Source organism: Mycobacterium sp. E3198 (assembly GCF_001667015.1).
Taxonomy (GTDB): domain Bacteria; phylum Actinomycetota; class Actinomycetes; order Mycobacteriales; family Mycobacteriaceae; genus Mycobacterium.
Genome location: NZ_LZIS01000001.1, coordinates 137,374 through 161,720, shown reverse-complemented (window position 1 = coordinate 161,720; position 24,347 = coordinate 137,374). Strand labels below are relative to the sequence as shown.

25 protein-coding genes are annotated in these 24,347 nt (G+C 69.5%); 11 read left to right on the top strand and 14 right to left on the bottom strand.

The features are described 5' to 3' along the window. Positions 1-226 precede the first annotated feature (226 nt). Positions 227-1,258, top strand: coding sequence for a PE family protein (locus A5673_RS00745; RefSeq protein WP_068226576.1), 1,032 nt, complete (start codon positions 227-229; stop codon positions 1,256-1,258). A 3-nt stretch (positions 1,259-1,261) separates the two neighbouring features. Here the strand turns inward: A5673_RS00745 and A5673_RS00740 are convergent, their stop codons facing one another. The 4 genes from A5673_RS00740 to A5673_RS00725 all read right to left on the bottom strand — a co-directional run bounded on the left by A5673_RS00740 (position 1,262) and on the right by A5673_RS00725 (position 6,657). Further along, positions 1,262-2,419: an AAA family ATPase gene (locus A5673_RS00740; RefSeq protein ID WP_068226575.1), complete on the bottom strand. Its 1,158-nt coding sequence runs from the start codon at positions 2,417-2,419 to the stop codon at positions 1,262-1,264. Between the two features lie 8 nt (positions 2,420-2,427). Then, the gene (locus A5673_RS00735; protein ID WP_068226574.1) at positions 2,428-4,020 is read right to left on the bottom strand and encodes a Na+/H+ antiporter; all 1,593 of its coding nucleotides are present in this window, start codon (positions 4,018-4,020) and stop codon (positions 2,428-2,430) included. Positions 4,021-4,094: 74 nt separating this feature from the next. Continuing rightward, positions 4,095-5,150 (bottom strand): DUF5685 family protein, encoded by a 1,056-nt coding sequence (locus A5673_RS00730; RefSeq protein ID WP_068226573.1) that lies wholly within the window; start codon positions 5,148-5,150, stop codon positions 4,095-4,097. 49 nt (positions 5,151-5,199) lie between these two features. After that, positions 5,200-6,657, bottom strand: coding sequence for a co-chaperone YbbN (locus A5673_RS00725; RefSeq protein WP_068226572.1), 1,458 nt, complete (start codon positions 6,655-6,657; stop codon positions 5,200-5,202). Positions 6,658-6,803: 146 nt separating this feature from the next. On the opposite strand from A5673_RS00725, the gene A5673_RS00720 reads away from it, so the two are divergent. The 4 genes from A5673_RS00720 to A5673_RS00705 all read left to right on the top strand — a co-directional run bounded on the left by A5673_RS00720 (position 6,804) and on the right by A5673_RS00705 (position 9,486). Further along, positions 6,804-7,610 carry an SDR family oxidoreductase gene (locus A5673_RS00720; protein WP_068226571.1) on the top strand — a complete coding sequence of 269 codons (807 nt, stop codon included), beginning with the start codon at positions 6,804-6,806 and terminating at the stop codon, positions 7,608-7,610. Positions 7,611-7,682: 72 nt separating this feature from the next. Then, entirely contained in the window at positions 7,683-8,117 is a 435-nt protein-coding gene (locus A5673_RS00715; protein WP_068226657.1) for a protease inhibitor I42 family protein, read from the top strand. A gap of 42 nt (positions 8,118-8,159) precedes the next feature. Beyond that, positions 8,160-8,639, top strand: a complete 480-nt coding sequence (locus tag A5673_RS00710; protein WP_068226570.1) for a hypothetical protein — start codon at positions 8,160-8,162, stop codon at positions 8,637-8,639. Between the two features lie 49 nt (positions 8,640-8,688). After that, positions 8,689-9,486 carry a lysophospholipid acyltransferase family protein gene (locus tag A5673_RS00705; protein WP_068226569.1) on the top strand — a complete coding sequence of 266 codons (798 nt, stop codon included), beginning with the start codon at positions 8,689-8,691 and terminating at the stop codon, positions 9,484-9,486. Here A5673_RS00705 and A5673_RS00700 read toward each other — a convergent pair. Further along, complete coding sequence (locus A5673_RS00700; protein WP_068226568.1) at positions 9,483-10,241, bottom strand: SDR family oxidoreductase; 759 nt, start codon at positions 10,239-10,241, stop codon at positions 9,483-9,485. The genes A5673_RS00705 and A5673_RS00700 overlap by 4 nt on opposite strands. Positions 10,242-10,252: 11 nt before the next feature. Next, on the bottom strand, positions 10,253-10,666 hold the full coding sequence (locus A5673_RS00695) for a DUF1707 domain-containing protein (RefSeq protein WP_068226567.1): 414 nt from the start codon (positions 10,664-10,666) through the stop codon (positions 10,253-10,255). A gap of 74 nt (positions 10,667-10,740) precedes the next feature. On the opposite strand from A5673_RS00695, the gene A5673_RS00690 reads away from it, so the two are divergent. Continuing rightward, entirely contained in the window at positions 10,741-11,334 is a 594-nt protein-coding gene (locus tag A5673_RS00690; RefSeq protein WP_231970773.1) for a TetR/AcrR family transcriptional regulator, read from the top strand. Here the strand turns inward: A5673_RS00690 and A5673_RS00685 are convergent. After that, positions 11,331-12,605 (bottom strand): alpha/beta hydrolase, encoded by a 1,275-nt coding sequence (locus A5673_RS00685; RefSeq protein WP_068226565.1) that lies wholly within the window; start codon positions 12,603-12,605, stop codon positions 11,331-11,333. The genes A5673_RS00690 and A5673_RS00685 overlap by 4 nt on opposite strands. A 41-nt stretch (positions 12,606-12,646) precedes the next feature. Between A5673_RS00685 and A5673_RS00680 the strand changes: the two genes are divergently transcribed. Further along, positions 12,647-13,075, top strand: a complete 429-nt coding sequence (locus A5673_RS00680; protein ID WP_068226564.1) for a hypothetical protein — start codon at positions 12,647-12,649, stop codon at positions 13,073-13,075. A gap of 6 nt (positions 13,076-13,081) precedes the next feature. Here the strand turns inward: A5673_RS00680 and A5673_RS00675 are convergent, their stop codons facing one another. Continuing rightward, a complete protein-coding gene (locus A5673_RS00675) occupies positions 13,082-14,161 on the bottom strand; it encodes a PPE family protein (RefSeq protein ID WP_068226563.1) in 1,080 nt (359 codons plus the stop codon). Between the two features lie 14 nt (positions 14,162-14,175). Next, entirely contained in the window at positions 14,176-14,985 is an 810-nt protein-coding gene (locus A5673_RS00670) for a PE family protein (RefSeq protein ID WP_068226562.1), read from the bottom strand. A 169-nt stretch (positions 14,986-15,154) separates the two neighbouring features. Between A5673_RS00670 and A5673_RS00665 the strand changes: the two genes are divergently transcribed. Together A5673_RS00665 and A5673_RS00660 are read left to right on the top strand one after the other, a co-directional pair. Next, a complete protein-coding gene (locus tag A5673_RS00665; RefSeq protein ID WP_068226561.1) occupies positions 15,155-15,799 on the top strand; it encodes a TIGR03085 family metal-binding protein in 645 nt (214 codons plus the stop codon). Between the two features lie 51 nt (positions 15,800-15,850). Beyond that, positions 15,851-17,305, top strand: coding sequence for a serine/threonine-protein kinase (locus A5673_RS00660; RefSeq protein WP_068226656.1), 1,455 nt, complete (start codon positions 15,851-15,853; stop codon positions 17,303-17,305). A 433-nt stretch (positions 17,306-17,738) separates the two neighbouring features. Here A5673_RS00660 and A5673_RS00650 read toward each other — a convergent pair whose 3' ends face one another. Both A5673_RS00650 and A5673_RS00645 read right to left on the bottom strand, forming a co-directional pair. Beyond that, positions 17,739-19,118: an FAD-binding oxidoreductase gene (locus tag A5673_RS00650; RefSeq protein ID WP_068226559.1), complete on the bottom strand. Its 1,380-nt coding sequence runs from the start codon at positions 19,116-19,118 to the stop codon at positions 17,739-17,741. Continuing rightward, positions 19,115-19,969 carry a phytanoyl-CoA dioxygenase family protein gene (locus A5673_RS00645; RefSeq protein ID WP_068226558.1) on the bottom strand — a complete coding sequence of 285 codons (855 nt, stop codon included), beginning with the start codon at positions 19,967-19,969 and terminating at the stop codon, positions 19,115-19,117. Before A5673_RS00645 ends, A5673_RS00650 begins: the two co-directional genes overlap by 4 nt. Before the next feature lie 125 nt (positions 19,970-20,094). On the opposite strand from A5673_RS00645, the gene A5673_RS00640 reads away from it, so the two are divergent. Continuing rightward, positions 20,095-21,081 carry a CehA/McbA family metallohydrolase gene (locus tag A5673_RS00640; RefSeq protein ID WP_068226557.1) on the top strand — a complete coding sequence of 329 codons (987 nt, stop codon included), beginning with the start codon at positions 20,095-20,097 and terminating at the stop codon, positions 21,079-21,081. On the opposite strand, the gene A5673_RS00635 is transcribed toward A5673_RS00640, so the two are convergent. Both A5673_RS00635 and A5673_RS00630 read right to left on the bottom strand, forming a co-directional pair. Beyond that, positions 21,065-21,469, bottom strand: a complete 405-nt coding sequence (locus tag A5673_RS00635; protein ID WP_068226655.1) for a PIN domain-containing protein — start codon at positions 21,467-21,469, stop codon at positions 21,065-21,067. The two genes, A5673_RS00640 and A5673_RS00635, sit on opposite strands and share 17 nt — an antisense overlap. After that, complete coding sequence (locus A5673_RS00630; protein ID WP_068226556.1) at positions 21,466-21,756, bottom strand: type II toxin-antitoxin system Phd/YefM family antitoxin; 291 nt, start codon at positions 21,754-21,756, stop codon at positions 21,466-21,468. Before A5673_RS00630 ends, A5673_RS00635 begins: the two co-directional genes overlap by 4 nt. 114 nt (positions 21,757-21,870) lie before the next feature. Here A5673_RS00630 and A5673_RS00625 point away from each other — a divergent pair, with 114 nt between their 5' ends. After that, positions 21,871-23,040, top strand: a complete 1,170-nt coding sequence (locus A5673_RS00625; protein ID WP_068226555.1) for a serine/threonine-protein kinase — start codon at positions 21,871-21,873, stop codon at positions 23,038-23,040. Here the strand turns inward: A5673_RS00625 and A5673_RS00620 are convergent, their stop codons facing one another. Beyond that, positions 23,041-24,288 carry a cytochrome P450 gene (locus A5673_RS00620; protein ID WP_068226654.1) on the bottom strand — a complete coding sequence of 416 codons (1,248 nt, stop codon included), beginning with the start codon at positions 24,286-24,288 and terminating at the stop codon, positions 23,041-23,043. Between the last annotated feature and the right edge of the window lie 59 nt (positions 24,289-24,347).

Here is a 24,347-nt window from a genome sequence, read left to right as displayed (position 1 = left end):
CTCCGGTCTTGATGTGGACGGCTGCTCAAGGGAATCGCGTTGCTTCCCAATCAAAGCGCGCGATGGACGCGAAAAGCCTCTACTGCAAAGCTTATTCACAGCTACCGCAGGGTTTGTTCTAACCCACGTGGCCTTGTTCACAGACAACATTCGATGTCATTCCCTTACCGTCCTCTCGCGGCTTACGCTGCCGCACAATTGGATTGAGGAATTAACGGGAGAAAACATGTCTTTTGTGAATGTCGTGCCGGAGCTAGTGGTGACCGCAGCCCAGGATTTGGCGAGCATTCGATCAACGCTCAGCGACGCGGCCGCCGTCGCGGCCGGTCCCACCACGGCAATCACCGCAGCGGCTCAGGATGAGGTATCCGTGGCCGTCTCGGCACTATTCGGCAGATTCGGGCAGGAATTCCGGGCGATCAGCGCTCAAGCGGATGCGTTTCACGGGCAGTTGGTGAACATGCTGAGTGCCGGTGCACAGGCATATGTCGGGGCCGAAGCATCGGCGGCGCAAACCTTGCAGAACGTGGTGAACGGCGGCCCGGTCTTCGGGCCCTACGAAAGCCTCGTAGCGAACACCGCCACCAACCTGCAGGGCATCGGCAATAGCGTGGTCGGCAATACAGTGCCCGCGTTGCAGGAGGCGATCACCGGCGGGATTGGTCAGCTCGGCCAGATCCCCGGGGCGCTGGCGGCTGCCGCGACCGGAAACTCACTGCCGCTCCAGGCGGTCGCCGGAAACGTCGGGGGAAGCTACGCCAACCTGGCGCAGGCGCTGACCTTCGGGGGACAGACATCCATCACGTCGATGACCCCGACGAACGTATCGTTTGCGACGGTGGCCAGCGTGCCGTCGCTGTTGGCGTGGGACTTGGCGGGCGCACCGGTCAATGCCTTTTCCGCGTCGCTACAAAGCGGCGCGGCGTTGGTCAGCGCCGTCCAGGCCGGAAACCCAGTGGCCGCGCTCACCGCGTTGGTCGACGCTCCCGCCAACGTGACCAACGCATTCCTCAACGGCAGCCAGGTGATAACGCTTCCGCCGGTGACTGCCATGTTTCAGGGGCTGCCCACCCAACAAGGAACGCTCAGCCTTAGCTTCAACGGGCTGCTTGTTCCTCCTCAACAGTTCCTCGGCACCGGCATGCTGGTGGGCAATCCGATGCAACAGGCGTTCACAGTCACCGGTGGCCCGCTCTTCGGCGGCTTTCTTTCGGGTCTATTGGGGGTGCCTGAACTGCTCGTGTCGGGATTCCCGTAGTCGTCAGCGTTTGCCCCAGTCCCAGCGCGGCGTCGTCAGCAGGTCCTGACCGGCGATGCGGGTCTCGCCCCACTCCTTGTACAGCTCGATCTCGACCGTGTCGTCACCGGCGGCTTCCAGCAGCGCGCGGGAATGGGTGACGACGACGACCTGGGTCTGGGCGGCGGCGGTGCGGATCAGCGAGCCCAGGGGGCGGACCAGGTCCGGGTGCAGGGAGGTTTCGGGCTCGTTGAGCACCATCAGCGACGGTGCCTGCGGGCTGAGCAGCGCGGCGGCCCAGAGCAGGAATCGCAGTGTGCCGTCGGACAATTCGGCCGCCCGCAGCGGGCGCAGCATGCCGCGCTGTTTCAGCTGCAGGTCGAACACCCCGTCGTGCACGGCGACCGAGACCGTGGCGCCGTCGAAGGCGTCGGCGACGGTGCGGGCCAGGTCATCGAGGCCGGCCTCGATGATGGTCTGGATCGCGGCGGCCAGGTCGTGGCCGTCGTCGGAAAGCACCGGGGTGCGGGTGCCGACCTGCGGGTGTCGCGCGGGCGCGCCGGGGTCGACGCGGAAGCCGTCGTAGAAGCGCCAGCCGCGCAACCGTTCACGCACGGCGGCCAATTCGGGCAGGGCCTGCGGGTGGGCGTACTCGGCCAGCACGCTGCGGTACGACGGCAGCGACCGGCTCAACTCGTTGAAACCCCGGCCCGATTCCGCGCTCACCTCGGCGAAATCCCGCGTCCGGCGCACCAGCGTCGTGGCGTTGCGCAACACCGGGCCGGCGAACACCGCCTCCCGCTTGATCTCGGGGTCGCGGGCGAACTCGGATCTGATCCCCGCCATCTGCGGGATGCCGAGGTCGACGAGGTAGCCGAAATCGTCCGCGGCGAAACCCATTTCGAGCGACACCGGGCGGGTGCGGACCGTGCCCTGGGCCCTGCCGGTGCGACGGGCGCCGCCGAGCTGCTCGGGGCCCGCCCACAACACCGACTGCAGCCCGCCCTCGCGGGCCAGCGAGCCGATCACCTCGCCGCGGCCGCAGTCGGCCAGCAGCCGCAGCGCGCGGTACAGCGACGACTTGCCGGCGCCGTTGGCCCCGGTGACGATCGACAGCCGGCCCAGCGGCACGATCACCTCCCGCAGCGAGCGATACCCACGGATGGCGACCGTCTGCAACACGAGGCGCCCTACTCGTCGTCGGCGGCGTCGAGGAGTTGCACTTCCTCGAGGTCCATCTCGTTTTGCAGCTCGCGCAGCACGATGTCGTCGATGAGGTTTTGGCTTCGCAGGGCGGTGATTTCGCGGCGCTTGTGTTCGAGCACGCCCAACCGGACCCGCCGCACCTTCTCCTTGCCCTTGAGCAGGCGGCTGTCCGTCGAACCGTCCTCGGTGGCCTGGGCGAGCGCGGCCTTCTCCTCGTATTCCTTTTGCAGGCGCCGCCGCAGGTCGTCGCCGATGCCGACTTCGTCGGCCACGGCGGGCAGCGCGGCGAGCGCGGCTTGAACGCCGCGCGTTCGGGCCATCTCCAGTTCCTGGACGTAGGCGACGTCGTCGGGCATCTTCGCCCAGCGCACCACGGCCGGCAGCGTCGTCCCCTGGACCAGGACCGTGACCAGGATGACGACCACCACGATGAAGATGAGCAGGCTGCGGTCCGGGAACGGCGCGCCGCTGAGCGTGGTCGTCGGCACGGCCACCGCCGCGGCCAGCGACACGGCCCCGCGGAATCCCGCCCACGCGGTGACGAAACGCTGACGCCAGCTGACGCGGCGCAGGCGTTGCACCTCGCGGCGGTCGATGAGCCGAAGCAGCGCGGTGGTGGCTTCCCCCCACACGATCCGGGAGCCGATCACGACGCCGGTGATGGCCAGGGCGAGGTAGGCGGCGTGGCGAAATCCGCCGTCGACGCCCGCGATACCGCGCATCGCGGCGGGGATCTGCACGCCGACGAACACCCACAGCGAGCCGTTGAGCAGGAACGTCGCGATGTCCCAGAAGGCGTAGGCCTCCAGGCGGGATCGGGCCCGGATCACCAGCGGGCCGGCGTAGGCCAGCACCAGGGCCGACACCATGACCGCGACCACGCCGCTGCACTCGAACGCCTGGGCCAGCAGGAACGCCGCGAACGGCGTCAGCAGGCTCAGCGCGCCCTCCTCCTGCGGGGCGTCGAGGCGCTTGCGGATCAGGGTGGCCGCCCCGCCGACCAGCAGCCCGGCGACGATGCCGCCGACGTAGGACAGGACGAACCGGCCGGTCACCTGGAGTGGGCCGATGGAGGCCCCGCCGATCGCGACGTTGACGCTGACGGCGAACAGCACCAGCGCGGTGCCGTCGTTGATGAGGCTCTCCGCCTTGAGCACGGTCAGCGACCGGCGCGGCAGCTTTTTGGCGAGGCCGGCCACCGCGGCGGCGTCGGTGGGGGAGAGCACGGCGCCCAGGACGCCCGCTGCGTGCGGGTCCATCCCCAGCGCCCGCGCCGTCCACGACACGGCCGCCGCGGTGGCGATCACCAGCGCGATGCCGAGGAACACGATGATGCGCGCGTTCGCGCGGATCTCGCGGAAGCTGGTATTCAGCCCTTCCCAGTACAGGATCGCGGGCAGGAACAGCAGCAGCACGACCTCGCCGTCGACCTTGACGTGACCGAAATGCGGGATCAGACCGAGCAGCGCGCCGAGCAGGATGAGCAGCACCGGGGGACCCACCCGGTAGCGGCGGCCGATGACCGTCCCCACGATGACGGTGGAGACGAGCGCGACGATCAGGACGAGGCCAAACACCAGCCCATCCTGCCGGACCGGCTCGGTTTGCGCGGCGCATGGGTCGGCGGCTCAAACCCGTCCGCGCGGTATCGCTACGAGCAGTCGCAGCAGCAGTCGTCGCAATCGCAGCAGCAGTCGCAGCTCTCGAAGCAGCAGAAGCAGCCGGTGCCGTCGCCGCCGCCCTTCTTGCGTCCTGGGGCGGGCGCTTCGCCTTCGCCGACGGCATCGAGGGGTTGGTCGCCGAAGTTGATGGGTTCCTGTTGACCGCGGGGCGTTCCGCTTTGCGCGGTGAAGCCTGCCCGGGCGAACGTGCGTTTCACCGAGCGGCGCACCTCGGTGGTGAGCAGCCGCTGGACCAGGCGCCCGTCGGTGAACTCGACGTCGGCCAGCGCCAGCTCGATGCCCAAGACGGCGTCGTCGCACAGGGCGCGGGCGGTCTCGACGGGAGTTGCCGTGGCGGCCAATGGGTTCCACTTCCCGCGCGCCACGTCGTCGCGGTAGTCCTCGACGGCGTCGAGCAGGTGGGCCACGCGCCCGAACAGCTGTCCGACCTCGCGCAGCGGCGCCCGGTTGTCGGGGCGGCCGGCCAGCACGGCGGTGTGGGCGAACGCCTCGGCGACCGCGGTCTCGGTCGGCTCGGTTACCTGCAACAGCGGGCTGCCGGGGCCGGCGGCCGCTTCGAGGGCGGCCTGGCGGTCCATCGCGGCGACGAGCACGCCGGTGTCGAAGCCCAGGGTGTGACCGGTGTCGGCGCCCTGGCGCACCCATCGCTCGGCGATGCGTCGCGCCGCCGGCCGCACCCCGGCCGCGCCGACCACGCCGTCGCGGTCGTCGACGTGGTCGCGCACCCGCGCCGCGGCCAGCGCCAGCGACACCACCGCGGCCAGGCGCACGCAGTCACCGGTGGCCACGTCGGCGCGGCGCATCCCGCGCAGCGGGCAGGGCCCGGCGGTGCGGCGGGTCGGCCGCTCGGCCGACTGCGCCTCGACCAGCAGGGAAACCACCAACCCGTCGTAGTTGGTGGCGATCCGCGCGGCCTGGCCGTAGTCGTCGCGCAGCGCCAGGCACAGGCCGCACAGTTGGGCCCGCCAGGACGCCGCCAGCTCGCCGCCGAGCCGATGACGACAGGGCCGGATGATGCCAAACATGCACAGAAGCTACCCGACGTTCAGCAAACGCGCGCCACAAAACGCCGAGCTACGGATGGGACGCCGGACAGGTCTTGGGGAAGTTAACTGGCTGGCCGATCTGGCTCATCCCCTTGCGGTATTGGGCCGTCGCCGGCAGCTCCGGGGTGGCGGCCGACCAGATGGTCGACGTGCAGGCGGCGGTCTCGCAGCCGCCGGCGAAGGTCCGCGACTCGCCGGTCGTGACCGTCAGGCATTGGCACTTGGCCACCGCGGGGTTGGTGGGATCGATCTCGCATTCGACGTCGAGGCAGTTGGCCCACGGCACCCCCGAAGGGCAGGTCAGCACACCGAAATTCGCGTTGACGTTGACGGTGGAGAACGCCGACCGCACCTTGTTGCCCGACTGCGCCCGGTCGCTGCAGTTCCGGAATCCGACCGAGTAGCCGTTGACGACGACGCAGTCGCACACCGAGATGCCCGGGTCGGTTTTCGACGGCACGCACGGCGCGGTCGTGCACAACGCGAAGGTCTGGTTGCACAACCAGGCGCCGTCCACCTCGAAGGCGTCGACGTTGCTCGGCAGGCTGTGCTTGCCGTCCTTGTTGCAGGCGGCCGCGGTGGCCGCGACGGCGGGAAGCAAGCCCACCGACGCTCCCCGCAGCAGCGTGCGCCGGGTCAGCCCGGTCTGACGCGCCGCGCGGTCGACGAGCTCGGCGATGGCGCCCGCGCCGCGCGCCGTGTCCACCCTGCGGCCGCCGTCGATGAGCACCGCGCTGGGCGTGGCGGTGATGCCGTAGGCCGCGAACGAGGCCCGCGACTCGTCGATGAGCTCGAGCGGCACGCGGTGGCCGGCCGGGCCGCCGTTGACCAGGGCGACGGTGACGGGCCCGTCCAGGTCGTCTTGCCAGCGGGCCACCTCGGGCAGCAGCGCGTCGCACGCGCCGCAGCCGGGCTGGCTGAAGACGAGCATGAGCGGCCGGCGGTCTTTCTGCAGCGCGTCGAGGGTCCAGATGCGGCCCGCCCGGTCCGGCAGCGCCAACGCGGCCGCGTCGCCGTTGCGGGACGCCCGGTGCCGGCGCGTGGCGGGCCCGAGCCACAGCCCGAGCATGACCACCGCGAAAGCCGTTGGCGCCCAAGCCGAGTGACCGTCCAGGGCAACGAGTGCGGCCAGCGCCGCGAAGCATCCGTTCCTGGCCAGCGTTGGCCAGCCCAGCGGCGCGGAGGACAACCGCCCAAAGCAGTGGCACTCGATCGCGCGGCCGCGGGCGAGGCTCACCAGCGCGGCAAGGCTGAATCCCGCGAGCGCCAGCAACGCGGCCACGGCGCCGGCGTGCGGCGCGGCCACCAGGAGCGCCGCGATGCCGAATTCGCCCGCGACCAGCGCCGGCGCCACGAATGCCGCAGCCGCGCTTGGCACTCCGAACGCCGTCACCGCCTTCCGCGCGCCGCCGCGATCTGACAGCTTCGTCAGCGCGGCGACCACGAACATTCCCGCCAGGAGCAGTCGCGCCGCCAAAACCGTCATCTGCGGATCGTAGACACCGGCGTGGCAGTCTGGGAGGGTGAGCGATCTCGCGGAGGCCTTCGAGTCTCAGCGTTCGCGCCTGTTCTGGGTGGCGTTTCTCGGCGAGCAACTGTCACATCCGGCGGGGCCCCGGGGTCTATAGGGGTATGGCGAATCGAATACTGGTCACGGGCGGCACGGGCACCGTGGGTCGCGTCGTGGTCGACCAACTCACGGCCGCGGGCAAGGACGTGCGGGTGCTGAGCCGGGGGCGGCGGCCGCACCAGCGCGCCGACGTCGAGCACGTCGTCGGCGACGTGGGAACCGGCGCCGGCCTCGACGCGGCGCTGGACGGCGTCGACACGATCGTGCACTGCGTGTATCCCACCCAACCCCTGGTCGCGGCGGCGAAGGGGGCGGGCACACCGCACCTGGTGTACGTCTCCATCGTCGGCATCGACCGCATCCCGTTCGCCCTCTACCGCACGATGCTGGCCAACGAACGCATGATCGCCGAGTCGGGGCTGCCGTGGACGGTGCTGCGGGCGACCCAGTTTCACGATCTGATCGCCTTCCTGCTGCGCATGCTGGCAAAGCCGCCGGTCATGGCGCTGCCGGCGGGCCTGAGGTTCCAACCGGTCGACGTGCGCGACGTGGGTGCGCGGCTGGCCCAATTGGCGCTCGGCGAGCCGGTCGGCCGGGCGCCGGACTTCGGCGGCCCGCAGGCCCGCCCGCTCGACGACCTCGCGCGCAGCTACCTGGCGATCGTCGGCAAGCGCCGTCCCATCGTGCCGATCCGCCTGCCCGGCAAGGTGTTTGGTGGGATCCGCGCCGGCGGCCTGCTCGCCCCCGAGCAGGCGGCGGGCACGATCACCTTCGAGCAGTACCTCGGTGAACAGGTCGATGCGGGCCGGCTGCCGTACCGCGACGCGATCCGCGCCTATTTGCCGCGCCGCCCGGGGCGTGGATCCTGACATTCGTGGCGGTGGTCGGGCTCGTCGCGACGCTCTTCCAGGCTGCAAGCCATAATGGGGGCGATGACTGTCGTGAAGATCAGGGTTTTGGTGACCGTCGCGATGCTCGTTTCAGCGATCTTGGCGGGTTGCCACTTCGGGTCCAGAAACCCGCCGAACAGCCATACCCTCGAGGTTCCGATGGGCGACGTGCTGCGGCAGGGCGCCATCACGCAGGACGTCACGCTGGCGGTCGGCAACACCCTGACGGTGAAGTTGGGCTCCAATTACTCCACCCCGTACCGGTGGGCGATCGACACCAAGATCGGCGACTCGACGATCGTGAAGCAAACCAGTCACGCGTTTGTGCAGCCAACCTCCGACGCGCTGGGGGCGCCGGGCACGGAGGTGTGGACGTTCGCGGCGCTGAAACCGGGGAAGACGACGATCACCACGTCGTACACGAGCATCGTGGGTAAGAACCCCCAACCCTCGTGTGTGTACACCGCGAACGTGACGGTGCAGTAAACGTCTGTGGCAAACGCCTGCGGGTGCGGCTACCGTCTGGGTGTGTTTGGCTTCCTTCGCAATTGGTCCGAGATCGGCAAGCTGCCCCCCGAGTTGCGCGAAGAGCTCGAGGCCGAGGGGGTGATCTTCACCGCTGGCAAGGTCGGCGTGGTCCGGCACTTCAGCGGGCACGTGCCCGGTGTCCATTCGGCGTCGGGCGTTTCGCGCTATACGGGCGGATTCGGCTTCAGCACGGCGCGGGTGGTCGCGACCTTTCCCGCGCGCGGCGACGCCAAGCTGCGCTCCATCGATTGCCCGTGGGACACCGACCAGGGCCCGGCGCGGGCGACCATCACCGACAAGGGCCTGCAGATCGAAATCGACCTGCACGGGGTGGATCCCGCCTTTTCCGGCTCGATGAAGCTGAACTACAAAAAGGCGATCCCCGGCGACATATTGGAAAAGCTGCCGGCGACGGCGCTGCGGTTTCGGGTGGAGCCGGTTTTCGTGTATCGGGCGGCCGGCGTTCGTCCCAAGCCTTAGCGGACTAAATGCCCTATTGGCCGCCACGGAAGCGGCCAAAAATCGGTGAATGAGCGATATCGACAAATGGGATCGCGGCCTGACCGAGCACGTCGTCGCGCTGAGCCGGCCCATCGTCAAGCGCTATTTCCGCTCCGAAGTCCGCGGCCTGGACAACCTCCCGCCCGGCGCCTCGCTGGTGGTGTCGAACCATTCCGGCGGCCTCACGTCGTTCGACCTGTCCGTCGTCGCCGTCGACTACTACGACAAATTCGGCTATGAGCGGCCCCTCTTTGCGCTGGGGTTCGACACGATCTTCGCCGGGCCGGCCGGTGAATTCCTCAACCGCACCGGGGTGATCCGCGCGACGCGCGACAACGCCGCGAAGGCACTGGCGTCCGGCGCCGTCGTGTTGGTTTTCCCGGGCGGGGATTTCGACGTCTACCGGCCGAGCATGCGGGAGAACGTCATCAACTTCGGCGGCCGCACCGGGTACGTCACCACGGCGGTCGAGGCGGGGGTGCCGATCGTGCCCGCGGTGTCCATCGGCGGGCAGGAGGGCCAGCTGTACCTGAGCCGCGGCGCGTGGCTGTCGCGGCTGCTGCGGCTCACCAAGTTCGAGCGCAAGTTCTTCCGAACCGACATCCTGCCAATAACTTTCGGGTGGCCGTTCGGGCTGAGCGTCCTGGCTCCGGTCAACGTGCCGCTGCCCACCAAGATCGTCACCGAGGTGCTCAAGCCGATCCACATCGCCGCCGAATTCGGCGAGGTTCCTGACGTCGAGCACCTCGACGCGCTGGTGCGCGGGCTGATGCAGAAGGGCCTCGACGAGCTGGCGCGCAAGCGCCGCTTCCCGATCCTGGGCTAGGTCGGTTGCAGCATCCGCCCGGTGACGCGCGCGGAGAGCGAACCGGGCATCACGTGGCTGAACGTGGACGTGAACCGGTTGCGCCAGCCGGGTACGGCGACGGCCTTGCCGCGGGCAAGGGCCTTCAGGCCGGCGGCGACGACGGGTTCCGGCTCGGCGAGGTGTTTGTAGATCGCGGTATGCGAGACGTCCGACCCGAGTGCGCCGACGAACCCGGTGCGGGTGGGGCCGGGGCACAACGCCGTCACGGTGACGCCGCTGCCGCGGGTCTCGGCCCACAAAGCCTGGCTGAGCGACAGCACGAACGCCTTCGACGCGCCATAGGTCGCCTGGTAGGGGCCGGGCTGAAAGGCGATGGTGGAGGCCACGTTCAGGATGCCGCCGCGGCCGCGGGCCAGCATGCCCGGCAGCACCGCGTGGGTCAGCCGCACCAGCGCGTCGACGTTGACCCCGACCAGCTCGTGCTCGCGATCGGCGTCTATTTCCGCGAACGGGCCGTAGGTGCCGACCCCGGCGTTGTTGACCAGGACGTCGACGTCCCGGTTGGCGAGGTGGTCGATCAGGTCGGTAGTGCCCTGGTTCGTGCCGAGGTCCCCGACGACGAGTTCGACGTTCTGGTTGATTCGTTGCGCTACTGCGCGAAGGCGGCTCTCGTCCCGCCCGGCGAGCACCAGGCTGTGACCGCGCTGGGCGAGTTGGTCGGCAAAGATGGCGCCCAGGCCCGAGCTGGCCCCGGTGATGACTGCTAGCGACATGGCTAAACCCCTTAATATTTCGCGGTTTTCGCCACCGGCCGGACGGCCAGGGCGTGGCTGACGAGGCCGATGCCCGCGCCCAGGATGGGCCAGATCGGCCAGAAGTAGGCGACGCCGGTCGCCGCCCAGACGGCGAGTACGACGGCCGTCATCGCGAGGAAGGCGGTGAAGTGAATGCGCACGCTCGTGCGGGCCGCGGCGGCCTTGGCGGCGCGACGGCGGGGGTCGGCACGCCGGATGCGCTCGATCGGCAGGTCGGCGACGAGCTCCCGGAGCTCGCCGGTGGTCTGCGTTTGGAACGCCTCGTGCACGCGCTGCTCGTACTCCGGCAGCTCGAGGTAGCCCTGCGCGAGGGCCTGGCCCAGGCGCGCGGCCGTCTTCTGCCGGTCGTTGTCGCCGGCGCGGTGGGTAGTGGTGGTGGTCATGAGTCCGGTCCCTCGGTGAGATGTGGCGGGATGTGAATAGCATTAACATAGACCATGATGTTAATGTCGTCAACATGGCACGGAAAGTTTCTGCGCCGCGGCGGGACAGCTACCACCACGGCGACCTGAAAAGGGCGCTGACCAGCGCCGCTTTGTCGCTGGTGGCGGAGAAGGGGCCGAAGGGCTTCACGCTGACCGAGGCCGCGCGGCGGGCCGGCGTCAGCGCCGCGGCCCCGTACCGGCACTTCGCCGACAAGGCCGAACTGCTGGCCACCGTCGCCGAACAGGGCTTCGGCGACCTGCACGCCGCGCTGGTCGCGGCCGCGGGCGCCGCGTCGGACCCTAAGGCGCGGGTGGTCGAGCTCGGCCGTGCCTACGTGCGCTGGGCCGTCGCGCATCCGGACCACTACCGGGTGATGTTCGGGTCGGAGATCTCGAAGGCCGACCACCCGGCCCTGGCTGTGGCCGCGGACCGCGCGTTCGGCGATCTACTCGACGCGATCGCGGGGATCGCCGACGGCGCCGAGCCGCGCGCGATTGCCGCGCCGCTGTGGGCGCTGGTGCACGGCGTCGCCTCGCTGGCCATCGGCGGCGAGCTGAGCGCCGTCGGGATCGAACAGGACCCGGAGGCGATGATCGCCGGCGTGGTGGACCGGGTGCTCGGTTAGGCCGCGTTGGCCTTCAGCTGCGCCACGTACACCTCGGCCAGGAACTGCTCGACGGCGACGGCGGCCTGCGCCGCGCGGGCCGAGCCGAAGATGTCGAAAGCGTGCTGGGTCAACGGCAATTCGGCGTAGGCGACGGGCTGGTTGCTGGCGTCGCGCAGCTTGGTGGTGAACGCGCGGGCCTGCTCGACGAAGGCCAGCGAGTCGTTTTGGCCGTGCAGCACGAAGAACGGGGGAGCGTCGGCGTTGACGTGATGGATCGGCGAGGCGGCCTCAAATGTCTGCAGGTGGGTCGAGGGCTTTTGCTTGATGATCGATTTGATCAGCAGCCCGGGCATCATCGCGTGCAGCGAGTCGTCGAACCGGGTGAAGTCGTAGATGCCGTAAAACGGCACGGCCGCTTGCACTCTCGTGTCGGCGTCTTCGAATCCCGGCTGAAATTGCGGGTCGTTGGGCGTCAGCGCCGCCAGCGCCGACAGGTGCCCGCCGGCCGAACCGCCGGTGATGGCGACGAAGTTCGGGTCGCCGCCGTAGTCGGCGATGTGTTGTTTGACCCAGGCGAGGGCGCGCTTGACGTCGACGATGTGCGCGGGCCAGGTGTTGCGCGGGCTGTGCCGGTAGTTGATCGCCACGCAGATCCAGCCGAGCTCGGCGAGGTGGCTCATCAGCGGATGCGCCTGTCCGCGTTTGTTTCCCGTCGTCCAGGCGCCGCCGGGGATCTGGAACAGCACCGGGGCCTTGCCGTTCGGGTCGAGGTCGGGGCGCCGCCAGATGTCCAGGTGGTTGGCGCTGCCGAACTCGCCGTAGCTGATGTTGGAGTCGTGGGCGTAGTCGCGGTAGATCCGCATCATGCGCAGCAGGCCGGGCGTCTTGGCGGTGCCGGCGCCGCTGGGTCGGCGCCACAGGCCCTCGGAGTCGGTGCGCCGGGAGGGTCCCAGGGCGTCGTCGAGCGCCTTGTTGAGCGGCACGTTGGCCTGGTGGCCGGCGCGGCTGAAGTTCAGCAGGCCGGCCGCCGAGATGGCCGCCGTGATCCACGCGAGGATCCGCACCGGCCGGTTCAGGCGCCGGGACGTCAGCGCCAGCCCGCCGAGCTGGCTGGCCATCGTCTGCAGCGGCAACTCGGTGACGACCAGGCCGAACATCCACGAGAACAGCGACGGGTATCCGGTGCGCGCCAGCGGCCGGTACGCGTTGAGGGTGGACGTGGCCGTTACCGCCGTGACCACCAGCGATGCGATTTGTCGCAGGTGGTGAATGAGCCGAGCTTTTTGCATACGGCCACCTTACGAGGTGGAAAAGGGAGTAAAACCAGTACATGGACCTCACGCACGCGATTGCCCCGGTCGCGGTCCTGGCCGCCGTCGTGGCTGTCGGCCCGGTGGCGCCGCCCGCGTCGGGCGCCCCGGAGATGATGGGCCATTACGTCTTCACCGAGACGAAGGCCGGCCATAACTATGTGACCGATTGGAACGTCAACCCCTGCGGCGAGGGATGCATCGACATCAAGGCCGGCAGTGGAATCAGCCGGGCGCAGTTGGTGGACGGTCAATGGGTGCTCGACATGTTTGACAACGTGCGCTGCGCGGACGGCGTCAGGGTTCCCTACGCCGCCGACGCCCACATCACCTGGGACCCGAAGACCCTTGCCGGTACGGACCAGCAGGTCTACAAGGAGGCGGCCTGCGGTCGACCGGCGGGATACACCGAAACCAACCCGATCCAACTCAGGGCGTCGCCACCGTGACCGGCGTTAGGCGAGGACGGTCTTCGGCATCACGGTGGGTTTGAATCCGTAGCGGGGCCCGCCGAAGCCTTGCGATGTCCCGGCCATGGCCATCGGCATCCCGGCCGGCACCGCCGTCATCGGTGTGGCTTCTTCCGGGGTGACGGCCCAGCCCGAGCCGGCCGAGGCAGCGGAACTCGCCGCCGGTGCGGCGGCGGACCAGCTGGCCGGCACCGACAGGCCACCGACCGTGGACGCCTGACCCAAACCCGCCAGCACCGGCGCCCCACCGAAGCCGGTTACGCCGGCCGGTGCCACCGCGACCGTGACGGCGGGCGTGGTGGCGGTGGCCAGAGCGGTCGCCGGGGCGGCGTTGATGGCGCGGCTGAGGTTCGCCGACACCGGGATGGTGTTCATGACCCACCACGCGGTGCTGTTCACCGCGCCGTTGATGGCGTTGGCGACGAACTCGTTGCCGAGGATGGGCGTCGCCTGCGCCGGTACCGCGGCGGCCGGGGAGGCCAGTGCCGCAACGGCATTAGGCAAGCTGGAGATGGCCTGCATCAGTCCGGCCTGGGCGGCCGGGGTGGCCGTCGGTGCCGGTGGCGTCAACGGATTCAGGATCCCGGCCACCGCCGAGGAGGCGGCATAGCCGTACATGGCGGCGGCGTCCTGGGCCCACATCTCGGCGTAGTGGGCCTCGGCCGCCATGATCGCCGGGGTGTTGATGCCGAGGAAGTTGGTGGCGACGAGCGCCGCCAACTGGGCTCGGTTGGCGGCGATCACCGGCGGGGGCACCGTCGCGGCGAACGCCGTCTCGAAGGCGGCGGCTGATGCCGTCGCCTGCGACGCCGCGCGCTGGGCGTGCCCGGCGGTGACGTTCAGCCACGCCACGTACGGCTGGACCGCCGCGAGCATCGACGCCGACGCGGGCCCCAGCCACTCGCCGGTGAGCTCCGTGATGGCCGACTCGTATCCGGCTGCCGTGGAAGCCAATTCGGCCGCCAGGCTGTTCCAGGCCGCCGCGGCGGCCATCATCGGCGCCGTGCCCGGGCCGGCATACATGCGTGCGGAGTTGATCTCTGGGGGTAGCGCTCCGAAATCCATTGCCCATCCCTTCCCTAGACGCCCGTCGGGCGTGCCATCACGGTGGGTTTGACGCCGTAGCGCGGCGCGCCCAAGCCGGCGGCCTTCCCGGCCGTCGCCACCGCGGGGACGGCGGCCGGAACGGTTGTAGCGGGCGCGTTTTGGGCCGCGGGCGCGGTCCAGCCCGCGGTGGTCACCGCGCCGGGGCTGGCCGGCCCGGTGCCCGCAACCCAGCTGGGTGCTATGGCCTGGCCCAAGCCGGGCGCCGTGGGAAGGGCGCCCAGGCCAGCCGGTGCTACCGGCGCCGGTGCGCCCGCCAGCACCGTTCCATCGGCGCCGGCCGGTGCGACGGCCGCCATTTCGCCGGTTTCGTTGGCGGCCGGGAGCAGACCGCCGCCGCACAGCCCGAGCAGGTCCGACGCGGCGGAGTCCCAGTTGCCGGTCCCGATGTTGACGATGTTGGCGAGCGCGCTGCCGGGCGGCGGCTCGGCCTGCGCCGCGTTGGCGGCGGCGCCGAACAGGCCCGAGATCTGTTGCGAGAAGGGCGAAGCGGTGGCCACCGAGTTGAGGGACTCGGTGGTCGTGTACGCGCCGGCGCTGGCGCCCAACGTGTTCACGAACAACTCGTGGATCGCCGTGGCCTGGTCGTTGACCGACTGGTACAGGCTGCCGTATGCGGCGAAAATCGTTGCCTGCAAGGCGGATACCTCGTCGGCCGCCGCGGGTATCAGTCCCGTGGTCGGGGCCGCCGCGGCGGCGCTCTCGGCGGCCATGGCCGAGCCCAGGGTTTGCAGCTTGCCCGCCGCATAGGTCAGCGCTTCGGGTTGAGTGGTCACAAAAGACATCAATGCCTCCCTAGGTGGATTTGAGACGAAATTGGACCTCCGTCGTCGCTTGCGACGGAGCCGTTGTCCGGAGCCGGTAACGCGTCATGTTCAGGCACCTTCGGGTCTCATGTTCCAATGCCTGGCAATCGCGCTCAAGGTTTGTTCGCCAAGCGGATAGCCTGCAGGCATGGCCGATGTGCCGCTGGACGCCCAGGAGCGCGTGAAGCTCTGCGATTCTTTCGACGAGCTCGGCCCGTCGGTGCCCACGCTGCTGGACGGGTGGACCGCGCACGATCTCGCGGCCCACCTCGTGGAGCGCGAACGCGATCTCCTCGGTGGGCCGTGCCTGGTGCTGCCGGGGCCCTTCGGGCGGTTCGCCGAGCGGCGCCGGGTTCGCTTGGCCCGTTTGCACGATTTCGCGGCGCTGGTCGCGCTGGTCCGGTCCGGCCCGCCGATCGGGTTCTTCCGGATCGGGTGGGTGCGCGGCATGGCGAACCTCAACGAGTCCTTCGTCCACCACGAGGACTTGCGCCGGGCCAACGGGCTCGGCGTTCGTGACCTGACGCCCGCCATGGACGCCGGGTTATGGCGAAACGTGCGCCGCGGCGGGCGCTTCCTGAGCCGGCGGCTGCGCGGGTGCGGGCTCGAGGTGGTGTGGGCCGGGACGTCGGAGCGGGTTTTGGTGCGGCCGGGCTCGCCGACGGCGGTTCTCAGCGGTCCGCCGGGCGAGCTGCTCCTCTATCTCTTCGGGCGCCAAGCCGCGGCGAAAGTCGAGGTCAGCGGGCCGGCCGAGGCCGTCGCGGCGGTGGGGCGCACCCACTTCGGCATGTGACCCGGTTGCCCCCGGGTTATCCCCGCGCCCGATGTGGGAACCCTGGTCGACGTGTTGTCGACGCATCGCCGCGCGCGCCTGGGCGCCCGGTTCGGGCCCTACGAACTGCGATCACTGATCGGCTCGGGCGGGATGGGCGAGGTGTACCGGGCCTACGACACGCGCAAGGGCCGCATGGTCGCGCTCAAGCTGCTGCGCCCCGAGATGGCGGCGGACCCGGTCTTCCAGGAGCGCTTCCGGCGGGAGTCGCGCCTGGCCGCACGGCTGCAGGAACCGCACGTCATCCCGGTGCACGACTTCGGCGACATCGACGGGGTGCTGTTCATCGACATGCGCCTGGTCGACGGCCGCAGCCTGAAGGACCTGCTGCGCGATCGGGGCGCGCTCGACCCCGGGCAGGCGGCGGCGATCACGGCGCAGCTGGCGTCCGCCCTGGATGCGGCCCACGCCGACGGGCTGGTGCACCGCGACGTCAAGCCGGAGAACGTGCTGCTCACGCCCGACAACTTCGCGTACCTGGTCGACTTCGGCATCGCCTACGCCGGTGGGGATCCGAGCCTGACCGCCGGCGGACCGCTGATCGGGTCGTGCGCCTACATGGCGCCCGAGCGATTCAACGGCACCTGGGTGGGGCCACAAACCGACGTCTACTCCCTGACGTGCGTGCTCTATGAGTGCCTCACCGGCCAACCGCCGTTCGAGGGCGCGGAGATTCCCCAGCTGATCAGCGCGCACATGTTCGCGCCGCCGCCGCGGCCGAGCATCATGCGCCGGGGGATCGACAAGGCGTTCGACGACGTCATCGCCCGCGGGATGGCCAAGGACCCGGCCGCGCGGTTCGCGTCCGCCGGGGAGCTGGCCCGGGCGGCTTTCGGGATGACGCCGTCGGACCCGCCGCCGCCGTCGCGCACCCGGCCGTTCTCGGCGGTCTACCCCAACCCCGACGACACCGGTTACAGCCCGTATCCGCCGCCGGCGCCTTCGCCCCAGCGGCCGGTCAGCCCGGTTCTTGGTCGGGCTCCCGCCGTTGTGGCCGGGGCGGCGGCGATCCTGTTGGTGGTCGCGGCGGTCATCGCGGCGGCGGTGATTCTGTTCGGAAACCACGGCGGTTCGCCACCTCCGACCGCATCGGGGGCACCCCCGGCGCCGTCGACGACCCAGACGCCGTCACTGTCGCGGCCCGTCCAGGGCGCCGACGGGCTGGGGTTCGTGGGCCATACCGCGCGCTGCGAGCCGGGCAATCCGCCGGCCGCGGTGGTGCGCACCGCCCAGTCGCTGGCGGTGGTGTGCCAAACCGCGCCGGGCAGTTTCTACTACCGCGGCGAGCGCATCCGCGACGGCGCCCACATCGAGCTGACCGACGCCGTCCGGTCTTCCGGCGGGTTCGACGTGACCAACCCGGAGAACGGCGTTCGCTATGAGGTGCGCCCGGATCGGCTGCGGATCATCAGCAACGGCCACGTCGACTCGTCGGAGCCGGTGCTGGACTACGCATCGGCCGTGTGAGTCACACTGGCCACACTGGCCTCTAGCGGAAGCGGCACCCTTCGTGCCCGCCTCACAGCGACAACTTCCGACGGCGAACCACCGGCGCCTTCAGTTGCCGCTGTGAGGCGGGCACATTGGCATATCCGTGACTTCTTGTGATGCATGGGATTTGACGTCGGATAATGAGTGCATACTGGCGCCATGCCTAGCGTCCGGATCAACGACGTCCCGGAGGACACCCTCCAAGTTTTGCGCGAGAGGGCCGCACGCGCGCATCAGTCCCTGCAGGAATACCTTCGATGCCGTCTCATCGCGGAGGCGAATCAGCCCACTCTGGACGAGGTTTTGGGCCGCCTCGCCGGTCACCGTGGTGGCCGCGTTTCCTTCGAGGACGCCGTTGAGCACGTTCGGGCCGGACGTGATCGTCGTTGATCCGAGCGTCTGAAAGTCGCTAGCCCGCGCCGAACAGCACGTCGGGGTTGAGGATGCCGGCGGCGTCGAAGCTCTGCTTGATGCGGCGCATCAGGTCGACCTTGACCGGGTCTTCCAGCTGCAGGAAGTACGGGGTCTTGGCGCGGCCCAGGCCGTGCTCACCGGAGATCGCGCCGCCCAATTCTATTGCGAGCGCGAAGATGTCGGTCATCAGCTGCTTCTTTTTCGCCGGGTCCTTGCAGATGATGGCCAGGTGCACGTTGCCGTCGCCGGCGTGCCCGCAGCCCGCCGCGGCGCCGCCCGCCTCGGCCGCCAGGCTCCGCGCGCCCGCGAGGAACTTCGGCATCGCCGAGCGCGGCACCACGGTGTCGATGATGTCGTCGGCGCCGATCGCCTTGGCCGTCCAGAACGCCTTCTCGCGCGCCTCGATCAGCTTGCGCGCCGAAACACCTTCCAGCACATAGGCGTCGACGGCGCCCAGCTCGACCACCAGCTCACCGGCCCGCTCGACGTCCTCGCCCAGCCGGTCGGCGGTGCGGTTCTCCAGCGCCACAACGAGATACGCCTGGCAGCTGTCGCGGACGTCGTCGGGGACGCCGAGTTCGAGGTTCTGGGTGTGGACGAGGGCGGCCATCGTCATGTTGTCGATGTATTCGAGGATGTAGGGCCCGAGCCCGCTGGCCAGCACCCGGGGCACCGCCGCCATCACCTGATCGAAGTCGGCGAACGGGGCGAGCACGGTGGCGGCGTGGTCGAGGCGCGGGTGCAGCTTGACGATCACTTCGGTGGCCAGCGCGAGGGTCCCCTCGGAGCCGACGATCAGCTGGGTCAGGTCGTAGCCGGTGGACACCTTGGCGATCTTGCCGCCGGTGCGGATGATCTCCCCGGTCGGCAGCACCGCCTGCAACCCGAGGACGTTGTGGCGGGCGATGCCGTACTTGACCGCGCGCATCCCGCCGGCGTTGGTGCCGACGTTGCCGCCGACGCTCGACGACAGCTCGCCCGGGTGCACCATGTAGCTCAGCCCGGCGTCGACGGTCGCGGCGTCCAGCTCCGTCAGCGTCACCCCAGGTTGCACGACGGCGACCTGGTTGGTGGTGTCGACCTCCAGGATCGCGTTCATCCGCTCGAAGGAGATCAACAGCCCGTCGGCGCGGGGGACCGCCGCGCCCGACAGGCCGCTGCCGGAGCCGCGGGCGGTGACGGGGATCGTGTTGTCGCTGGCTGTTTTGAGCAGCCGCGAAACCTCTTCGGCGGTGGCCGGTTTGGCCACGTACGCCGGCTTCTGTGGCGGCGTCGTCAGCACCTCGTCGTGCCAGTAGTCCTCGGGGATGGCGTCGCCGGTCAGGAAGTGGTGCTCGCCGACGATGTCGGCGAACCGTTCCGCAATGTCGCTCACGGCCGCTCCAGCAGGCGCAGCGGGTGCAGGCCGTCGACGTTGCCGACGAACGGCGGGTGGATGCTGTAGCCGATCATCCGTTGAATGTCATCAGACACCGTGCGGGCGACATCGCGCGGCATCGACAGCGTGTATGACTCCATCGGTCGCAGCCACGGTTGGCAGTACTGGGCCGTGATGGCGAGCCGCGCGCGGTCGGTGGTGTTGGCGCCGCCGTCGTGCCACAGCGTTCCGACGAAGAACACGCACGAGCCGGCGGGCATGACGACGGGCAGCGAGGGATCGTCCGGGCCGGGTCGGCGCGCGGGCCAGCGGTGACTGCCGGGGAATAGCACGGTGGCGCCGTTGTCGGCGGTGAAGTCGTCGATGGCCCAGATCGTCGCGGCGGCGAGGGGAGCCCGCGGCCGCGGGATCGGGTAGAACCCGTCGTCGTGGTGGGGCAGCTGCGCGGACTCGCCGGGCTGAATGTTGATGGCCTGCAACGCCGAAAGCAGGTAATTGGGCATCAGGAGCCGGTCGAGCACCGCGAGCACCCGCGGGTGATCGACGAGCCGGTCGCACACGCGCGTGCGGCTCAGCACGCTGTAGATGCGCTGGGTGCGGCGTCCCTCGAAGGAGTTGCGTCCGGTGTGGGCGAGCATGGGGCCGACGGTGTCGCGGATCCGCTCGCACTCGTCGGCGCCGAGCAGGTTTTCCCAGATGACGTAGCCGTCGCGGTCGAGGGCGGCCATGTCGGCGTCGACGATCGCGGGGTCGACGGACGCGCCGCCACTCGGTGTCCATTTGTGCCGGCCCGCCAGATCGGTTTTGAGGTCCTCCAGCGTCGTGACGGGCTCGTCGTCGATGCTCATACCCAGACCCTGACCCCAACTTGACCACTGGTCAAGTAATCGACGGCGGGCGTTCGCGTCGAAGTCACGGGTGGTTAGGCCTTCGTGCGGGATGCTGGGTCTTGTACCGATCGGGGAGGACGGCTGTGAGCATCGCGACCGAGCAACGCGAGGCCCAGGCGATTCACCTGTCGTTTTCGGGCCGCTTCGGGTTCGGGATCGACCAGTGGGCGTACCTGCCGTTCGAGGTGCCGCTGGGCGTCCGGCGAATCCGGGTTGCTACGTCGCATGACCGCTTCGTCTCCACCGACCACAACACGAACTCCGCCAACCGGGTGTGGCCGGCGTGCCGCACCGGTGGGCTGTTGGTGATCCCCGGCGAGGAGGTCACCACCCGGCACGGCCATTGGCTGGCCGTCGGCCTGCCGCCGGGCGGCTGGGTCGACTGGCGGTACGCGCCGCGCGACGGGGTGTTGCCGCGCTTCGCTTCGGAGGTTCGCTCGGCCGGTGGGCTGGTTTTTGCGGCGCATCCCGCCGCGCCGGTGCCGGGGTCGTTGTGGGAGTTCGGTTTTGATCACGTCGACGGGCTCGAGGTGTGGAACGGCCGGTGGAATCTCGACGACGAGGTGTCGCTGCGCATGTGGCAGCGGCTGCTGTGTCAGGGCCGCCGGGTTGTTGCGGTCGGCGGCAGCGACTCGCATGCGCATCGGCACCCGGTCGGTTCGCCGCAGACGGTCGTGTACGCGCGGGAGCTGTCGACGCCCGCTCTGGTCGACGGGTTGCGCCGCGGCCGCTCGTACATCGCGCGATCACGCGGTGTGACAGTGGAATTCACCGCGTCGTGCGCGGGCCGGGGGGCCGGTATCGGCGAAACGCTGCGGGTGCCTCCTGAAACGCCGGTGACCGTCACCGCGATGCTCACCGGGGCCGCCGGGACGACGGCCGCGTTGGTGACCGCGGAGGGTTGCGTCGGCCGGGCTGCGGTGCGCGGGTCGGCGCGGACGATGCTGCGGTGGGAGGTCGACGCCCCGTCGGCGCGGTTCGCGCGGCTGGAGGTCCGCGAGGCGCCGCGGCGCCCGCTCGGCGCGATGGTTGCGCTGACGAATCCCGTGTGGCTCACCGGACAGCGATGATCGTCAAGCTTTCGTGAATACCCGTGAAATCAGCTTCATTGCGGGTAATGAGCGGCACGCCCAGTGATACGGCGACCGCCGCGATAAGGAGATCGAATCTCCGCGGCTTCGGGTCGCGGCCGACGGCTCGGACCGTGGCACACAGCGCGCCATAGATGCGCGCGGCGCGCGTATCGAACGGGATGGGATCGAAGGTACTGATGATCCAGTGATAGCGCTGCTCGCGTGCGGCGTTAAGGAGTGGATCGTCGGTGTGCAGGCCATAGGACAACTCCGCAAGCGTGATGGTGCTGACCGCGGCAGTGGCTGCGTGCGCGGCGACCGCGCTTGCCGGGTAGTCGATGACGACGGAGGTATCGAGAAGCGCCCGCTCATGGAGTCGGGTCATGTGGCGCGCCATTTGTCGGCCTCGCTGTCGTCGACCGCGTCGTCGAGCGCTTCGAGCTCACGACTGAACCGTGCGCTGTCCCAATCGGGGAGTTGACTTGTGCCCGCGGCGATTTGCGCGACCGGAACAAAGCGCGGTGGTCGATCAGGTCCGGATTCGCTGTGCGGCACCAGGTCTGCGACGGGGATGCCATTTCGGGTCACCGTAAAGCGCTCCCCTTGTTGCACGCGGCGCATGATCGCGCCGCTGTCGTTTCGCAATTCGCGTTGGCTAAGCGGTGTGGCCATGATCGCTAACGTAGCACAGATGCGCTACGGCGTGTAGCACATCTGGTGTTTAGGGCGCGTCGCCGGGGGTTATCCCGACCCGGCAAGGGGGCCACCCTTTCCGACAGGCGGGACATGGAGCTCCAGGGAACTCAGTCGCACGCGGCCGCTGTGGTCGTGGGCGGCCGCTACGAGCTGCGCGGCGTCCTCGGCCGCGGGGCGATGGCCGAGGTCCGTGACGGCTGGGACCTGAAGCTGAGCCGCCCAGTCGCGATCAAGCTGCTCGACCCGGCGTTAACGGCCCGGCCGGAAAGCCGGCCGCGGTTCGAGGCCGAGGCGCGGGCGGCCGCGCAGCTGACCGGCCGGCACGTCGTCGTGGTGCACGACGTCGGCGAGCACGACGGGTTGCCGTTCATCGTGATGGAGCGGCTGCCGGGGGTGTCGCTGGCCGACCACATCGCGCGCGGGCCGCTGCCCTGCGGGTTCGTGCTGGCCGTCCTCGGCGGTGTCCTGGACGCCCTGGCCGAGGCGCATCGCGTCGGGATCCTGCACCGCGACGTCAAGCCGGGCAACGTCCTGTTCACCGCCACGGGCGAACCCAAGCTCTCCGATTTCGGCATCGCAAAGACGGCCGGCGCCGCCTACACGCGGACCGGCGAGGTCGTCGGCAGCATGGCCTACATGAGTCCCGAGCGGCTGATGGGCAAGCCGGCCACCGTGGCGGACGACCTGTATTCCGTCGGCGTGGTGGGTTACGAGGCGCTGGCCGGGCGGCGCCCGTTCCCGCAGGAGGACCTGGGACCACTGGCGCACGCGATCCTGCACGAGTCGCCGCCGCCGCTTGCCGCGCTGCGCCCCGATCTGCCGCCGGGCCTCGTCGACACGATCGAACGCGCGATGGCGCGCGACCCGGCGTGGCGGTTCGACCAGACCAGCGCGATGCGGGCCGCGCTGGTCGGCGCTCCCGTCATGCCGGCCCCGGTCCGACCGCGGACCCGGGTGATGACGGCGCCCGTCCCGGCATATACGCCCGCCGGCGCGCGCCTGGATCCGGACGTGCCCCGGCGCAAACTGTGGATCGCGGCGATCATCGCCCTGTTCGTTCTCGCTTTGATGCTGTTCCTGCTCGACTCGTCGTTGTCGTCGTCGCCGCCGCCGATGCCGGCCGACACCACGACACCGTCGTCGCCGCCAACGACCATGCTGACCACGACACCCAGCAGCACCGCAGAGCCCTTGCCGCCGCCGCCAGCGCCGCACCCGGGCCCGCCGGGCAAGAAACACAAAGGCGGAAAGGGCGGCTGACTACTTCGCCCCGGGGGTGAAGGTGACCGGCAGCTTGCCCAGCCCGGTCATGCTCGGGTTGCCGAGGTATTGGTGGACGTTGTCGACGTCGACGTGGTAGTCGGGGATGCGGTCGAGCACCGCCCTGACCATCACCTCCGACATCAGGCGCGCCAGGTGAGATCCGATGCAGCGGTGCGGCCCGAGCCCAAAGGCGAGGTGCCGGTTGGGCGTTCGGTCGAGGATGATCTCGTCGGGTTTTTCGAATTCCTCTTCGTCGTGGTTGGCGGAGAGCCAGCTGATGACGACCTTGTCGCTCTTGCGCAGGTGATGGCCGTGGAGTTCGACGTCTTTCGTGACGGTGCGGCTCAGGGTCTGGTTGACCGAGAAGTAGCGCAGGAATTCGTCGGTGGCGGTGCGGTAGAGCTCGGGGTGGTCGATGAGTTGTTGGCGCAGCTGCGGATGGGTGCCCAGGTGCAGCAGGGTGAGCGCGGTCTGTGAGGTGGTGGTGTCGACGCCGCCGGCGATGAGGTTCCACAGGATGTTGAGCAGCTGCTCGTCGGTGAGGCGCTGGCCGTCGAATTCGAACTGGATGAGGAAGCTGGTCAGGTCGTCTTTGGGGTTGGCTCGTCGGGTGGCGGCGTAGTCGATGACTTCTTGCATCATGGCGGGGACTTGGGAGATGGCGTCGAGGTACGCCGGGCTGTCCTGGGGGATGGCCATAACGGAGTGGAAGAGGTTGGCGTAGAGGTGCCAGTTGTCGAGGGGCAGGCCCATCAGCTTCATGGTGAGGATCGCCGGGACCGGGCTGGCGTAGTCGAGGACGAGGTCCATGTGTCCGTCGGCGATTTTGTGGTCGAGGAACTCGTGGGCTTTTTGTTCCATGAACGGCTTGAGCTTCTGGACGGCTCCGGGTGAGAGGAACGGGGCCAGGGCGTGCCGGAGGGCCAGGTGGTAGGGGCCGTCGATCTCGCCGATGCCCAGAGCCGGTTGGCCTTCGGGGCGGGGGACGCCCATCTCGCCCTGGTAGTCGACGCCGTCCGCGGAGTTGGGCTCGTACTTGTGGGCGAAGGTGTCGCCGTCTCTTGCCGCTTGGCTGACCGCGTCGTAGCTGCTGAGGAACCAGAATCCGCCGTAATTGGTGTTCCAGGCGACGGGGCACTTGTGCCTGAGGCCGGCGTTGATGGCCAGCTCGTCGAGGTTGAATTCGTCGGAGTGATGGTCGAAGTCGACCAGCGCGTCGTCGGTGACGTCGGGACGGGTTGTCATCTGGAAGTCCTCCACCGCGACGAGAGCTCGGCTATCTACACTATCTTTGCATTATTACG